This window comes from Bradyrhizobium sp. AZCC 2262 (genome assembly GCF_036924535.1).
Lineage (GTDB): Bacteria > Pseudomonadota > Alphaproteobacteria > Rhizobiales > Xanthobacteraceae > Bradyrhizobium.
On the sequence record NZ_JAZHRT010000001.1, the window covers coordinates 8,942,512 to 8,957,401 of the forward strand.

The window sequence follows — 14,890 nt, forward strand, 5'->3', positions numbered from 1 at the left end:
GTCAGCGCGGCAGCAGCCCTTCCTCGATCGCCTTGATCTGCAGCGCGAGGTGTTTTGAGCCGATGCGGCATTGCGCGAGGCCGCCGGCGATCAGCCAGAGGCCCGGCTGGCCGGTGCGGGTGTACATGTTGCGCAGTTCCTGTTCCTCGCCAAAACCCCAGATCGTGCCGACGCGTTTCTCCACCGCCTCGCCGAACAGTTTTCGCACCAGCTCTTCCTGGCGCTTGTAGCCGGTCGCCAGCACGACAAGGTCGGCGGCAACGGTTTTGCCATCCTTCATGTCAGCGCCCTCGGCCGTGAACGTGTCGAAATCGGCGAATTGTTTGAGCGCAATATCGCCCTTCACGATCAGGTCGGAACAGCCGACGTTGAAGTAATAGCCGCCGCCACGGGTGAGATATTTGAACTGCCAGCCGGTATTGTCTTCGCCGTAGTCGAGCTTGAATCCGGCACGCTCGAGGCCGCCGAGCAGTTCCTTGTCCAGCGCCTTCGATTTCTCACCGGTCAGCCTGTGGCTCTTGCGAGCCAGCTGCAGCGGCATCGAGGTTGCGATCAAATCGTTATCCTCCAGCGTGCCCTCATTGTAGGGCGCGTAGACCAGTTGCGCCGACGGCTCGATGCTGACAACCAGCGTGGACGAGCGCTGGAACAGCGTGACGTGCGCGCCGCTGGAATGCAGGTCCTGTGCGATGTCGTGGCCGCTGTTGCCGGTGCCGACCACGATGGCGCGCTTGCCCTTCCAGGTTTCGCCGTCGTCATACTGGCTGGAGTGCATCACCTTGCCGGCGAAATCCTTCAGGCCGGCAATCTCCGGAATGCTCGGAATGCCGCTGACGCCGGTCGCCAGCACGACATGGCGCGGGTGCATGGTGCGCTTGCCGCCGTCGGTACGGCGCAGCGTCACAGTCCAGCGGCCTTCCTTCTCGTCGTAACTGCCGCCCTCGAATTCGGTCCCGGTCCAGAAATTAAGCTCCATGGCCTCGACATAGGCCTCGAACCAGTTGGCGAGCTTGTCCTTTGGAATATAGGTCGGCCAGTTCGGCGGGAAATGCAGATAGGGCAGGTGGTTGACCTGCACTTGATTATGCAGCGTCAGCGCGTGGTAGCGCTTGCGCCAGTTGTCGCCGATACGCTGCTCGCGATCGACGATCAGGGTGTCGACGTTCAACTGCTTCAGCCGCGCGGCGATGGAGAGCCCGGATTGTCCGCCGCCGATGACGAGGACGGTCGGATCGTGGTCGGCATATTCGGCAGAGGCCTTGCGCAGGTCGAGCCAGTTCGGCCCGCGAAAATCGCGGGAATAGGCGTTGCCGCGCGGGCGCGCGACGCCGAGTTGTTCCTCAAAACCTTTCAGCTCGCCAAGCTCGGTTAACAGCGTCCAGGCCTTGAGGCGGTTGCCATCGTCCGCATCCGGGATCAGGCGAATAATGCCGCTGCCGCGCCCGACTTTGGTTTCGAACTTGAAGATGGCTTCAATCGCCTGCGTGCCCGCGCGCATCACCTTGCGCGGGACGGCACGACCAGGGGCGATGGCGAAGCCGCTCGGCTCAGCGCTGCGGGCCAGCGGCGGCAGCGCCTTCAGGATGGCGTCTCTGCCGTTCAGCGTCTGGATATTCCAGCTCAGCGCCAGCACGTCGCGCCAATAGCTGTCGGGATGGAACAGCGTCTTCAGGAGGGCTTCATCGGGTTTTCCGAGCGCTTCCTCGAACTGCGCCAGCCAGTTGTCGGCGGCTACCGAACTGTCGTCCGTCCTGTCGAGCATGGGCCCTTCCCATCACCTGCCGTCTTCGCGGCGTTTCCCTGTTGCGCGAGCCTATACCTATTCAGGACGGCACAGAAAGGGCGTGAGGAGATATCGGTCATGCCGTTAGAGCGACAGGATAAGCCCCTGATCCGGCGGTACGCGGCCGTTGAGGGTGTCGAGATAGGCGCGCTGAACTGCCGCAGGCCCGTGGCCCTCGCGCACGTCCATCCATCGGTCCAGATTCGGGACGAAGGTGGACCACGCCGCGCCAAACCGCATGTCGATGCCGCCGGGTCCCCATTCCTTGGCGCGCTTGCGGATCTGGTCCGGTGCAAAGAAAAACTTCGGCTTGGCGCCCGGCAGGAGCTGCTCTGGTTCATCGGGCGATGACTTGCGATGCGTGAGCCCAATGATTCCGCTATATTTCATTTGCTCGCCGAAGTGCCGGTGCAGCGTCGCGCGTAACGGGCTGTTGCCGGCCATATCGACATACGCGACCGCGGCATTCGTCGGCAACGCGCTTACATTGTCGTAAGTCACGACCTCGTCGTAGCAGCCGAGCGATTTGACAAAGGACGTGTTGCCGGCCGAGGTCAGGCCGACCACCTCGATGCCGTTACCCCTCGCATGCAGCAGATGCGCGAGCCCGTAAGCGGTCTTGCTGGAGGCGGAGGAGAGCATCACGCTTTTTGCGCCATAAAATTCGTTCTCGGCGAAAAAGTCGTCGACCAGGAACGACAGCATGAACAAGGGGCGCAGCAGCGCCTGATAGTTGCCCTGCTTGCCTTCGAAGGCCGGATCGCCGCCGACGCGCGCATAGGCGTTGTAGACCGGCGCCACGCCTTGCCGATGCGCGGCGGCATCGCGCAGGGCGCGTTTGTTCACGTCGGCGGCTTCGATGACGAGATGCGTCGCCATCGGGAAATAGCCGAACAGCGTTTCGCCTGCGGCAATGGCAGGATGCTTCGAGGCGATCACCTCGCCAAATCCCCATACCGGAACGTTGCCGAAACCTTCGGGCGCCGGAAACAGTTGCAATACTTCAGATGATCGCCGAGCACGGCGTAAGTAATGTTGTTGGCGGTGAAGGCGAAGCGCGTGACCTTCACCAGCAGCGCCTCGTCAGGCAGTGCGGCCACGTCGGGTAGTTGCGTCTCGATCACCTTGCATTGCTGCAGATCGTTGCGGGCGACGACGAAATCGGTGGATGGCATTGTTTCGATCCCTGCTTCTCACATGCAGCAATCCTTGGGCCGTCCGATGACCCTTTTGCAACAGCAATGATGTTTAAAACGGTGTTCGGATCGGCCCGGGATGCGAGGCCCTTGCTGTCGTTCCGGGGCGATGCAAAGCATCGAACCCGGAACCTCGAGATTCCGGGTTCGCGTCTGCGACGCGCCCCGGAATGACGAACTCAGAACGTACCATCACGCCACCGCGCGCAGTTTGCCCTCGGTATACAGATCGCGCAGCTTGCGCTTGAAAATCTTGCCGGTGGCTTCGCGCGGCATCGCGTCCATGAACTGGATGTCCTTCGGCACCTTGAAATTGGCGAGGCGTCCGCGCAAAAATTCCTGCACCGCGGCCGGTGACAGCCCGGCATTCGCCTCCGGCTCGATGCAGGCGAACAGCCGCTCGCCGAATTCGTCGTCGGGGACGCCGAACACCGCGCAGTCGCGCACGCCGTCCATGCCGATCAGCGCGTTCTCGATCTCCGCGGGATAGATGTTGACGCCGCCCGAGATCACCATGTCGCGCTTGCGGTCGCACAGGAAGAGATAGCCGTCGGCGTCGAGGTAGCCGACATCGCCGACGCTGACGAGGCCTTCGCGGCCGGCTTCGGCCCGGGCCTCGGCCTTGCCGTGGTAGTCGAAATCCGGCACCGACATCTGCCGCATGAAGATCTCGCCGGGTTCGTCGACGGCACACAATTCGCCGTTGGGGCGGAAAATCTTGACGATACCGCCTTCGATGGCGCGGCCGACGGTGCCGGGTTTTGCCAGCGCCTCCTCGGCCGAGTGCCACACCGGAATGCCGGTTTCGGTCGAGCCGAAATATTCGTTGATGACCGGTCCCCACCACTCGATCATGGCGCGCTTGACCTGCGGCGGGCAGGGCGCCGCCCCGTGCACGATGAAGCGAAGCGATGACAGGTCGTAACGGCGCTTGACCTCATCCGGCAGTCGCAGCAGGCGCACGAACATCGTCGGCACCATGTGCATGTGGGTGACACGATGACGCTCGATCAGTTGCAGCATGTCCTCGGGATCGAAGCGCGGTTCGAGCACGATCTGGCAGCCGCTGCGGAAGGCCAGCATGCCGTAGGAGTTTGGCGCCGAATGGTACATCGGCCCGTTCATCAGGATGACCTGATCCTCGTTCGGCTTGACACCATAGGCGATGCCGCCGACCCGCGCCGAGGCCGCGGCCTGCTCCGGCGTCATCGGCTTGCGGCGCACGCCCTTGGGCAGGCCTGTGGTGCCCGACGTATAGAACATCGGCGCGCTGCCGATCGGGGCTTGCTGCAACGGCGCATGCGTGTCGCGCCAGCGGTCCCAGTCGGTCATGCCGTCGGGGACCTGCGTCAGCGAAGGCGCGACGTTGAATGCCGCGGCGATTTCCGGCGGCGTCGTCACCACCAGCAGCCGCACTTCGGCGGGCAGGCCGTCCCTGATCTGCGGCAGCAGGTCGGCATGGCAGACCAGGATTTTGGCGCCGCTGTCGGCCAGGATGTAGGCCACTTCCTCGGCCTTCAGATGCCAGTTGATCGGCACCACCGGGCTACCCAGCGCTGCCGCCGCGGCCGAGACCTCGAAGAACGCAAAATCGTTGCGCAGCATCATGCCGACCGGCGTTCCGCCACCGACGCCGAGCGCCATAAAACCCGTAGCCGCCCGCACGATGCGGGCGTGGATTTCGGGATAGCTGATTTGGCGTTCGCCGCTGATGATCGATGTCAAATTATCCTCCTTGGCCGGCCGAAACCCATTGCTCAATTTTGAGCATGATCTCTTCGGAAAACCGGTACCCACTTTTCCGGATCATGCTTCTAGCCATCATCCAGAATGTCGTCGAAGCCGATCCAGCTTTTGCCATCGAAGCGCCGCAGCCTCAATTGCTGGAACGGCAGATAGTCGTCGGCACCGGTCGATACCGTGATGCCCGGCAACAACAGCGGCAACGGCACCTCGCGCAGCGACGCCGCCTGTTTCATGATGTTCTCGCGGCTGAGATCGTCCTTGCAGGCCATCAGCACCTTCACCATGAGGTTGGCATAATGATAGCCGGCAGCGTAGTTCGAATTGGTCAAATCCGCATTCGGCAGATACTGCTTCATGAAGGCGAAATATTCCTTCACGCCGGGGTCATTGGCCCATTGCGGGTCGATCGTGTCCTTCACGTTGCTGGACGAGATCAGGCCGACGGCGTTCTCCAGGCCGGCCGGTTCCAGGAACGAAATCGATGATGCCGAGGTCGGCACGAAGAACAGGTCCGGCTTCCAGTTGATCTCGGCGACGCCCTTGATCATCTGCGAGGTGAATTTGCCGAGCACGACGCCGAACATCACGTTGGCGCCGGAGGCCTTCAGCGTCGCAATTTGCGAACTGATGGTCGGCGCGCTGGTCTCGTAGGTTGCTTCCGAGACGATCATGGTCGCGGCCCTGTCTCCCAGACCGCGCTTGAAGCCGGCGACGTAATCGCGGCCGAAATCGTCGTTCTGGGAGAGGATGGCGATTTTGGCGTCAGGCTTGGTCCGCAGGATATGCTTGGCATAGACGATGCCTTCGGACTGGTAGGCCGCCATCCCCGGCATGGTCCAACGGAAATTTTTGGGGTCGGCCCATTTGGTCGCCCCGCTCAGCACGAAGAGCTGCGGCACCTTCTTGCCATTGAGGTAGCGATGCACCGCGTTGTTGGTGGCGGTCCCGAGCGAGCCGAACATCAGCAGCACTTCTTCCTGTTCGACCAGCTTGCGGGTTTGCTCCACCGTCTTGGGCGGGGAATAGGCATCGTCGAGGCTGATGAACTTGACCTTGCGGCCGTTGATGCCGCCTTCGGCGTTGATCTTCTCGAAGTAAGCCTCCTGCGCCCGGCCGATGATGCCGAAGCCGGATGCCGGTCCGCTATAGGGCAGGGTCTGCCCGATGCGGATTTCGTCCTTGGCGTCGTCGCCGACAGCCGCGGCGCTTCCCAGCAATGCGAATGCGATCGTCAAGACAGGTCGCAACACTCTCATTGTTTCCGTCCCTCTGTTTTGTTTATTTGATTGGCTGTTGGAAGGCGCGTCTTAGGCGCGCGCCCGGTTGAGGAAATCGCTGCTGGCGTCGGCGAATTCGCACTTGAGCCGCTCCACCAGCTCAGCGACCGGCGGTGCGTCGGCGATCTGGCCGATGCCCTGGCCGGAGCCCCAAATGTCGCGCCACGCCTTGGCTTTCGTGTTGCCGCCGGAGCCGAAATTCATTTTCGTCTTGTCGCTGAGCGGCAGATTGGCCGGATCGAGGCCTGCGGCCACGATCGAGGGGCCGAGATAATTGCCGTGCACGCCGGTGAACAGGTTGGAATAGACGATGTCCTCGGCAGCATGCTTTGTCAGCGCGGCCTTGTAGGCCGGATCGGCGTTGGCTTCCGCGGTCGCGATAAAGCGGGTCCCCATGTAGGCCATGTCGGCGCCGAGCGCGAGCGCGGACGCGATGCCCCAGCCGTCGGAGATCGCGCCCGACAGCAGGACCGTGCCCTTGAACCACTGCTTGACCTCGCGCAGCAACGCGAACGGTGACAGCGTGCCGGCATGGCCGCCGGCGCCGGCACAGACCAGAATGAGACCGTCGACGCCATGTTCGGCGGCTTTGCGCGCATGCTTGACGTTGATCACGTCATGAAAAACCACGCCGCCATAGGAATGCGCGGCCTCGACGATTTCGATCGGCGGCCGCAGCGAGGTGATGATGATCGGCACCTTGTGCTTCACGCAGGTTTCCATGTCCTTCATCAGCCGGTCATTGGAAGCGTGGCAGATCTGGTTGACGGCGTAAGGCGCGACCTTCTTCTCCGGATGCAGTGCTTTGTACTCGCCAAGCTCGTTCTCGATTCGGCTCAGCCACTCGCCGAGTTTTTCGACGGGACGGGCGTTCAGCGCGGGGAACGAGCCGACGATGCCGGCCTTGCATTGGGCGATGACGAGTTCCGGTCCGGATACGATGAACAGCGGCGAACCGACCACGGGCAATTCGAGCGAATTGGCAAGCGAAGCGGGTAGCGGCATTCGGTTCCTCCTTTGTCGCGCCAGGCCGGTTACGTCCCCGAGCGCATCCATTGATGTTGATTTGAGCGCGTCAGGCCGGGCGGAGCCGCTGGCCTGCGCTTGTTACCGTCCATTATAGGGCTGGACGGCACGCTCCGGCCGTTCAATATTGAACAGATGATCAATCAAAAATGAACAGCGCGACGACGGCGTCGCGGAGGAGCCGATGGACTGGGACCTGTGCAAGACCTTCGTCGCGGTGGCCGAGACCCGCAGCTTCGCCGCCGCGGCGCGGCGGTTGCGCTCGAGCCATCCGACGGTCGGCCGCAAGATCGCCGAACTGGAAGGCCAGCTCGGCATTCCCCTGTTCGCGCGCTCCAACGACGGGCTTTCGCTCACGTCACAGGGCCGCAAGTTTCGCGAGCATGTCGAGGCGATGGCGGCGGCGGCGCTGCGCGCGGAAGCTGCGGTGTCGGCGACGGGGGCGCAGGCGCGTGGCGTCGTCAAGCTGTCGATTGGTTCGACGCTTGCCTCGCACTGGCTGATGCCGAAGCTCGGTCCGTTCCTGCGCGCGCATGACCATATCCAGCTCGAGATCATCACCCATCCCTATCCGGCCAGCGTGCGCCGCCGCGAGGCCGATGTCGTGTTGCGGCCGGTGGACAGCGGCGAAGAGAATCTGATCGGCCGCAAGGTCGGCCGCCTCGGCACCGGCTTCTACGCCTCGCGGGATTACGCCGCGCTGCGGCGGCTCCCCGAACGGCGCGATGAATGGAAAGGGCACAGCGTTATCGGCTTTGCCGACCGTTTGTCGAACGAGCATCTGGCGCGCTGGAGCGACGCGATCACGCGGCAGGGCTCGATGGTGATGCGATGCTCGTCGCAAGGCGACATGCTCGCCGCGGCGCGCGCGGGCCTCGGGATTTCGACGCTGTCCTGTTTTGTCGCGGCCGCCTATCCGGATCTCGTTCGCGTCGCCCCGCAGAAACTGGTCAGCGTGGCCGATCTCTGGCTGCTCGCGCACCCGGACCTCGTCGAACTCCCCGCGGTGCGCGCGGTGATCGATTTCGTCACGGCTTCCGCGCGCGAGCACCGGGTGCGGCTGCGGGGGTGAGTTTGTCGGCGAGCACGCCCTCGCGCTTCTTCAGCACGCGATAATAGCTCCACCACAGATGTGCCGCCGCGCCGCGCAGCGGACGCCACGGCTCCGCCAGCGGCGCCATCTGCTTGGCGGTCGGGCGGGTCTTCAGGCCGAGGCCGATCTTGACCGCTTCCTGTATCGCGATATCGCCGGCCGGCCAGGCGTCACCATGGCCGAGACAGAACAGCAGATAGACGTCGGCGGTCCACGGACCGATGCCGTGCAGCGCCGTCAGCGTGTGGTGCGCGGCATCCGCATCCTCTTCCGCCAGCACGTCGAGGTTCAATCGCTCAGCGGCCAGTTCGCGCGCGATGTTTTTCAGCGTCTTGATCTTGGCGGCTGAAAGGCCGAGCCGTCCGAGGCGCTCGGCGCGCACTTTGCGGATGGGCTCGGGATCAAACGGATCGAACGCGGCTGTGAGGCGTCCCCAGATCGCCGCGGCACTCGCGGTGGAGAGCTGCTGGCCGCAGACGATCGCCGCCAGCCCGGCGAATCCAGGCTCGCGCTGCCGCAGCGCCGGCATGCCCGTCAGCTCGAAAATCGGCTTCAACCGCACGTCCTGCTTGACCAGCGTGTGGACGGCGTCTTCGAGGTCTGACTGGCTGCTGAGGTGAATGGTCATTACGGAATGTTATCAACTCACTGGATCGTCATGCGCGGGCTTGCCGCCTCCGCTAAAGCTTCGGCGCGCCGCACGGGATTGCCGCGGCGAAGCCTTTGGCGTAGCCGGGACCCGCGCATCCATCTTATATCGTAAAAGGTTGTTGTACGACGGATGGCCGGGTCAAGCCCGGCGATGACGGTTGTCTGGAGGACCATGCCACCTGTTTTCCGATTTGCTCCAAGCCCGAACGGCTACCTCCATCTCGGTCACGCCTATTCGGCGTTGTTGAACTTCGACCTCGCGCGCCGCAAGGGGGGAAGATTCCTGCTGCGGATCGAGGATATCGACGCCACAAGATGCCGACCGGAATTCGAGGCGGCGATCTATCAAGATCTCGCCTGGCTGGGGATATCCTGGGAAACGCCGGTGCGGCGTCAATCGGAATATTTCGCAAATTATCGCGACGCGCTCGAAAAGCTGGCAGGCTTGGGCTTGATCTATCCGAGCTTCGAGAGCCGCGCGGAAATCGCCCGTCTGGTCGCGCAGCGGGAAACCGAAGCGCCGTGGCCGCGCGATCCCGACGGGGCGGCGCTCTATCCGGGCGCGGCGAAGTTGTTGTCGCCGGATCAGCGCGAGGAATTGATCGGGCAGGGCGCGCCTTACGCGCTGCGGCTCGACATGGCCGCGGCGCTGGCGCGGGCGGGGGAGTTGGGTTGGAAGGAGCATGGCGAGGGCCCCGACGGGGAAACCGGCAGCGTCACTGGCCGCCCCGAGGCGTGGGGCGACGTCATCCTGGCGCGCAAGGAGACGCCGACCAGCTATCACCTTTCCGTGGTGATCGACGACGCCTTGCAGGGCGTCACCGACGTGGTGCGCGGGCAGGACCTGTTCTGGTCCACCAGTGTGCATCTCTTGTTGCAGCACCTGCTCGGTATTCCGCAACCGGCCTATCGGCATCATCGGCTCGTTGCCGATTCGTCGGGGCAAAAGCTGTCGAAATCGACCGATGCCACCGGCTTGCGCGAATTGCGACGGCAAGGCGCCACGCCGGCCGATATCCGCCGCCTCGTCGATTTGCCGGAACGGCTTCCGTAATTCTACTGGGAAGCTCTACTGGGGGTTGTTGCAAACGTCTCCGTGACACCGCCCGCCGTGACATGCCATTCTAGCGCCGCGCGGGGAAAGGGGGATCATGGCGGCGAAGCAGCGTTCACGGCGTATCACGCAGCCTGTCAAAAAGCGGCGAGCGAAGAAGCGCGTATCCGGCGCCGCGGCCAAAAAACGCGGCGGGCGCAAATCCGCCATTGCCGTGCCCGGCATGGTGGAAACCGCGCTGGCGGCCTTTGCGCATGAGGTGCGGACGCCGCTGACCGGCATCCTGGCGATCAGCAATCTGCTTGCGACGTCGGACCTCGACGAGCGCGAACGGCGCTGGGTCGACACCATCAAGGCGGGCGCGGAACATCTGGCGAGCCTGGCGACTCTGTTCGTCGATGCGGCGCGCAGTGGCGGTCCCGGGCTCGACGTGCGGCAGGACTTCTTCGACCTGCGCACGCTCGCCCGCAATGCCGGCGATTCGCTGACCGGCCGCGCGGCGGCCAAGGGTCTGCAATCGTCGGTCGTTATTTCCGAAAAGCTTCCGGCATTTGCGATCGGCGATCCCGTCCGCCTGCGCGCCGCAGTGGAGAACCTGATCGACAATGCCGTGAAATTCACCGACCAGGGCAGCGTTGCACTCCAGGTTACGCCGCTGCGCGGCCCGAAAGGCAAGGTCGGCGTCACATTCGAGGTCTCCGACAGCGGGATCGGCCTCACGCTCGGCGAAATCAAACGCCTGTTTCGTCCGTTCTCGCAGGCCAATGTCTCCATTTCATCGCGCTACGGCGGCGCCGGGCTCGGACTGTCGTCGGTCAAGCAACTGGCGCGCGCCATGGGCGGCGACATCACCGTGGCGCAACGCCGTGGCGGCGGCGCCACCTTTACCCTCAATGTCGTGATGTCAGCCGCAAAGGACGTGGAGACTGCGGCGTCCGGCGCCGCTGGCGAAGTATCGATCGGTTCGCCGCGGCCGTTGCGCCTGCTCAGCGTCGAGGACAATCCGTTCGGCCGCGTCGTGCTCAACGCGATCCTGACCGAACTCGGTCACCAGGCCGAGTTCATCGGCCAGGGCGAGGCGGCGCCTGCGCGGCTTGCGCACGGCGCATTCGATGCGGTGCTGATGGACATGGTCTTGCCGGGGATCAACGGCATCGAAGCGATCACGCGCATTCGCGCGCTTCAGCCGCCGCTCGGGCGCATTCCGATCATCGGCATATCCGGCCGCGGCGAGGACGAGGCGGCATCACGCGCCGCCGGCGCCGATATCTTTCTGGTCAAGCCTGTGTCTCCGCGCGCCCTGGCGACTGCGCTGCATGAAGCGACATCCCCTTCGGCAGCTGCGACTTCATGATCGCCGCATTCAGTTCGCCGCCGTAGACGAAAATCGCGGCAATGAAATACAGAAACACCAGCGCGATGATGACCGAGGCAAGCCCCGCATACATCGTCACGTAGTTGCTGGCGAAGCGCGCCAGATACTGGCCGAAAACGATGCCCGAGATCAGGGACGCCACCATCGTGAAGACGATGCCCGGAAGGATCTGCAGAAAACTTCGCCGGCCGCAGGGCAGCCAGGCATGCAGGACGAACAGCGCCACAATCATCGCCGTGATGGTAATGCCGTAGCGGGCGAAAAACAGGAAGTTTTCGTTGCTCTCGACAAAGAACGGAATGTGGCGGCGTGCCGTTTCCAGGATCAGGGGGCCGAGCACGATCAGGAACGCCATGGCGAGCGAGGTGAAGGCGGCGACCAGCGTATAGCCGATCGATTCCAGCCGCAGCCAGTACCATGCCCGCGGCTCAACCACCGAATAGGCGCGATTCAGCGCGACCCGCACCGCCTCGACGCCGTTGGAGGCGAAATAGACCGCCAGCACCGCGCCGACGGTCAGGATGTCGCCGCGCGTCGTGGTCAGCACATCGTGGATTTCGCCTGACAGCGCGTCCGCGACCTGTTGCGGCCAGGTCTGCAGCAACAGCCCCACGGCCCCGTCGGCGAGTTCCTTGGAGCCGAAAAAGCCGGCCAGTGACGTCAGCACGATCAGGAACGGGAACAGCGCCATCAGCGTCGACAGCGCGATATGGCTCGCGATCGCCCAGCCGTCATCGGCAAGGAACGTATAGAACGCCTCCATCACGACGAGGTAGACGTAGCGAATGAGCCTCACATCTCACCTCGATCAGGGGGCAGCGATCCGGTCCCAAAGCTTGGACTAACATCTGATATTATTGGATTAAAGGCCAGATCGTCGATTGGTTGCGCGAGGAGATGTGCGAGGACCGTGAACGTGTGGAAGTCGGCGCTTCGCGGTGTTATGTAGCGCCGATGGCATCCTTCTTGAGTTCGATCGTTCTCCCGGTCGCGGTTGCGGCCGTGGCTATCGTGCTACTGCTCGGCCTCGTCAACATGATGCGGGGCGGCTCGCCGAGCCGCTCGCAGAACCTGATGCGGCTCCGGGTGTTGCTGCAGTTCATCGCCATCGTCATCACCATGGTCGTGGTCTGGGCGATGGGCAAATAAGAGCGAAAAGGGGCGCGCCAATGGTCGTACTCAACCGCATCTATACCAAGACCGGCGATGACGGCACCACGGCGCTCGGCAGCGGCGAACGCCGCCCGAAATACGATCTGCGCATCGCAGCCTACGGCACCGTGGACGAGACCAACGCCGCCATCGGCCTGGTGCGGCTGCACCTTGCCGAGGCGCGCGAACTCGATGCGATGCTGGGCCGGATACAGAACGATCTGTTCGATCTCGGGGCCGATCTCGCGGTGCCCCAGCGCGACGGCAAGGCCGAGCGGTTGCGGATGCTCTCAAGCCAGGTCGAACGGCTCGAGCACGACATCGACGGCCTGAACGAGCATCTCGCGCCGCTGACCTCGTTTGTGCTGCCGGGCGGCACCCCCGCCGCCGCATACCTGCATCTCGCCCGCACCATATGTCGCAGGGCGGAACGGATGATGGTGGAACTCGCCGCGAACCCTGAGGAGCCGGTCAGCGGAGCGGCCATTCAGTATATGAACCGCCTGTCCGATTTTCTGTTCGTCGCCAGCCGCGCCATGAACGATAATGGGGCCGGAGACGTGTTGTGGGTACCCGGTCAAAACCGCTAAGGTAGGCCCTATTCCGGGACTGATTTTTGGCTTTCGCGCGTTGACCGCCGATAGCGGGACCTTTAGGTTCCGCGCCCAAGCCATAACGAGCTAATACCAAGCCAATTTAACCCAGAATTCAAGCGAAAGAGGATCGATGAAGGTTCTTGTGCCGGTAAAGCGGGTGGTCGATTACAACGTCAAGGTCCGCGTCAAGAGCGACGGAACGGGCGTCGAACTGGCCAACGTCAAGATGTCGATGAATCCGTTCGACGAAATCGCCGTCGAGGAAGCACTGCGCCTGAAGGAAGCCGGCAAGGCGACCGAAGTGGTGGTGGTGTCAATCGGCCCGGCGCAGGCCTCGGAGACGATCCGGACCGGTCTTGCGATGGGCGCCGACCGCGGCATCCTCGTCAAGGCCGAAGGCAATGTGGAGCCCTTGGCGGTCGCCAAGATTCTCAAGGCTGTCGCGGACGCTGAAAAGCCCGGCCTGATCATTCTCGGCAAGCAGGCGATCGACGACGATTCGAACCAGACCGGCCAGATGCTGGCCGCCCTGCTCGGATGGTCGCAGGCCACCTTCGCCTCCAAGCTGGAAGTCGACGGAAGCGACTTCAAGGTCACCCGCGAAGTCGACGGCGGCCTCCAGACCGTGAAGCTGAAGGGACCGGCGATCGTCACCACCGATTTGCGTCTGAACGAGCCGCGCTATGCGTCGCTGCCCAACATCATGAAGGCGAAGAAGAAGCCGATCGACGACAAGAGCGCGTCCGATTACGGCGTCGATCTCACGCCGCATCTCGAAGTGCTCAAGACGTCAGAACCGCCCGGCCGCAAGGGAGGCGTCAAGGTCAAGGACGTGGCCGAGCTGATTTCGAAACTCAAGACCGAAGCCGGGGTTCTCTGATGACGACGCTATTGATTGCCGAGCACGACAACGCGTCGATCAAGGACGCGACCAACAAGGCGCTGACGGCGGCAGCCGCGCTCGGCGCCGAGGTACATGTGCTGGTCGCCGGTGAAAACGCCAAGGCGGCAGCCGATGCCGCAGCCAAGCTTGCCGGCGTCACGAAGGTGCTGCTCGCCGATAACGCCGCGTATGCTCACGACCTCGCCGAGCCGCTGGCCGCGCTGATCGTGTCGCTGGCGCCTTCCTATGACGCCTTCGTCGCGCCTGCGACCTCGCGCTTCAAGAACGTGATGCCGCGCGTCGCAGCGTTGCTCGACGTGATGCAGGTTTCGGAAATCATCAAGGTGGTTTCCCCTGACACCTTCGAGCGGCCGATCTATGCCGGCAACGCCATTCAGACGGTGAAGTCGAAGGATGCCAAGAAGGTCATCACGGTGCGGACCTCGACCTTCGCCGCGGCCGGCGACGGCGGCAGTGCGACGGTGGAGAACGCCACGGCTGCGGCCGATCCGGGCCTATCCAGCTTCGTCGGGGAGGAGGTTGCGAAGAGCGACCGTCCGGAACTGACGTCGGCAAAGATTATCGTTTCCGGTGGCCGCGCCATGCAGAGCCGCGAGAACTTTGCCAAATATATCGAGCCGCTCGCCGACAAGCTCGGCGCCGGCGTCGGCGCCTCGCGCGCCGCGGTCGATGCCGGCTATGCGCCGAACGACTGGCAGGTCGGCCAGACCGGCAAGGTGGTGGCCCCGGAACTATATGTGGCCATCGGTATCTCCGGCGCGATCCAGCATCTCGCCGGGATGAAGGATTCCAAGGTGATCGTTGCGATCAACAAGGATGAAGACGCGCCGATCTTCCAGGTTGCCGATTATGGCCTGGTGGCGGACCTCTATCAGGCGGTTCCTGAACTGACCGAAGCGCTCGGCAAGCTCGGAAAGTAATAATTATACGCGGGCCGGACGCACAACGTCCGGCCGGTGTTTACTTTAAAAGCGTTTTCAAGCGAGGATTTCCGGCTTCGCGTGAAGAAAACGTGCCAAAGATGGGGACTGAAACCT

At 63.4% G+C, this 14,890-nt stretch carries 13 protein-coding genes and 1 pseudogene; 7 read left to right on the top strand and 7 right to left on the bottom strand.

All coding sequences use genetic code 11. The annotated features are described in order from the left end of the window. Position 1: 1 nt before the first annotated feature. From V1283_RS42015 to V1283_RS42035, 5 genes and pseudogenes are all read right to left on the bottom strand, one after another. Positions 2–1,762: a flavin-containing monooxygenase gene (locus V1283_RS42015; RefSeq protein ID WP_334392457.1), complete on the bottom strand. Its 1,761-nt coding sequence runs from the start codon at positions 1,760–1,762 to the stop codon at positions 2–4. A gap of 105 nt (positions 1,763–1,867) precedes the next feature. Continuing rightward, positions 1,868–2,958: pseudogene (locus tag V1283_RS42020) on the bottom strand (DUF2855 family protein). A 213-nt stretch (positions 2,959–3,171) separates the two neighbouring features. Then, entirely contained in the window at positions 3,172–4,704 is a 1,533-nt protein-coding gene (locus V1283_RS42025) for an acyl-CoA synthetase (RefSeq protein ID WP_334392458.1), read from the bottom strand. Between the two features lie 89 nt (positions 4,705–4,793). After that, complete coding sequence (locus V1283_RS42030; protein ID WP_334392459.1) at positions 4,794–5,981, bottom strand: ABC transporter substrate-binding protein; 1,188 nt, start codon at positions 5,979–5,981, stop codon at positions 4,794–4,796. A 51-nt stretch (positions 5,982–6,032) separates the two neighbouring features. Beyond that, positions 6,033–7,007, bottom strand: coding sequence for an NAD(P)H-dependent flavin oxidoreductase (locus tag V1283_RS42035; protein WP_334392460.1), 975 nt, complete (start codon positions 7,005–7,007; stop codon positions 6,033–6,035). Between the two features lie 205 nt (positions 7,008–7,212). Between V1283_RS42035 and V1283_RS42040 the strand changes: the two genes are divergently transcribed. Further along, positions 7,213–8,100, top strand: coding sequence for a LysR family transcriptional regulator (locus V1283_RS42040; RefSeq protein ID WP_334392461.1), 888 nt, complete (start codon positions 7,213–7,215; stop codon positions 8,098–8,100). Here V1283_RS42040 and V1283_RS42045 read toward each other — a convergent pair. Then, complete coding sequence (locus V1283_RS42045) at positions 8,057–8,749, bottom strand: DNA-3-methyladenine glycosylase family protein (RefSeq protein ID WP_334392462.1); 693 nt, start codon at positions 8,747–8,749, stop codon at positions 8,057–8,059. The genes V1283_RS42040 and V1283_RS42045 overlap by 44 nt on opposite strands. A gap of 195 nt (positions 8,750–8,944) precedes the next feature. Here V1283_RS42045 and gluQRS point away from each other — a divergent pair, with 195 nt between their 5' ends. Continuing rightward, positions 8,945–9,826 (top strand): tRNA glutamyl-Q(34) synthetase GluQRS, encoded by an 882-nt coding sequence (gene gluQRS / locus V1283_RS42050; RefSeq protein ID WP_334392463.1) that lies wholly within the window; start codon positions 8,945–8,947, stop codon positions 9,824–9,826. Between the two features lie 97 nt (positions 9,827–9,923). Next, a complete protein-coding gene (locus V1283_RS42055) occupies positions 9,924–11,180 on the top strand; it encodes an ATP-binding protein (RefSeq protein WP_334392464.1) in 1,257 nt (418 codons plus the stop codon). Here V1283_RS42055 and V1283_RS42060 read toward each other — a convergent pair. After that, the gene (locus V1283_RS42060; RefSeq protein ID WP_442895922.1) at positions 11,104–11,964 is read right to left on the bottom strand and encodes a YihY/virulence factor BrkB family protein; all 861 of its coding nucleotides are present in this window, start codon (positions 11,962–11,964) and stop codon (positions 11,104–11,106) included. The two genes, V1283_RS42055 and V1283_RS42060, sit on opposite strands and share 77 nt — an antisense overlap. Before the next feature lie 191 nt (positions 11,965–12,155). On the opposite strand from V1283_RS42060, the gene V1283_RS42065 reads away from it, so the two are divergent. From V1283_RS42065 to V1283_RS42080, 4 genes are all read left to right on the top strand, one after another. Further along, positions 12,156–12,350 (top strand): twin transmembrane helix small protein, encoded by a 195-nt coding sequence (locus tag V1283_RS42065; protein WP_334392466.1) that lies wholly within the window; start codon positions 12,156–12,158, stop codon positions 12,348–12,350. A 20-nt stretch (positions 12,351–12,370) separates the two neighbouring features. Next, positions 12,371–12,943, top strand: coding sequence for a cob(I)yrinic acid a,c-diamide adenosyltransferase (locus V1283_RS42070; protein WP_334392467.1), 573 nt, complete (start codon positions 12,371–12,373; stop codon positions 12,941–12,943). A gap of 136 nt (positions 12,944–13,079) precedes the next feature. Beyond that, positions 13,080–13,829 (top strand): electron transfer flavoprotein subunit beta/FixA family protein, encoded by a 750-nt coding sequence (locus tag V1283_RS42075; protein ID WP_334392468.1) that lies wholly within the window; start codon positions 13,080–13,082, stop codon positions 13,827–13,829. Beyond that, positions 13,829–14,773, top strand: coding sequence for an electron transfer flavoprotein subunit alpha/FixB family protein (locus tag V1283_RS42080; RefSeq protein WP_334392469.1), 945 nt, complete (start codon positions 13,829–13,831; stop codon positions 14,771–14,773). The genes V1283_RS42075 and V1283_RS42080 overlap by 1 nt, the downstream gene beginning before the upstream one ends. The last annotated feature ends 117 nt before the right edge of the window (positions 14,774–14,890 follow it).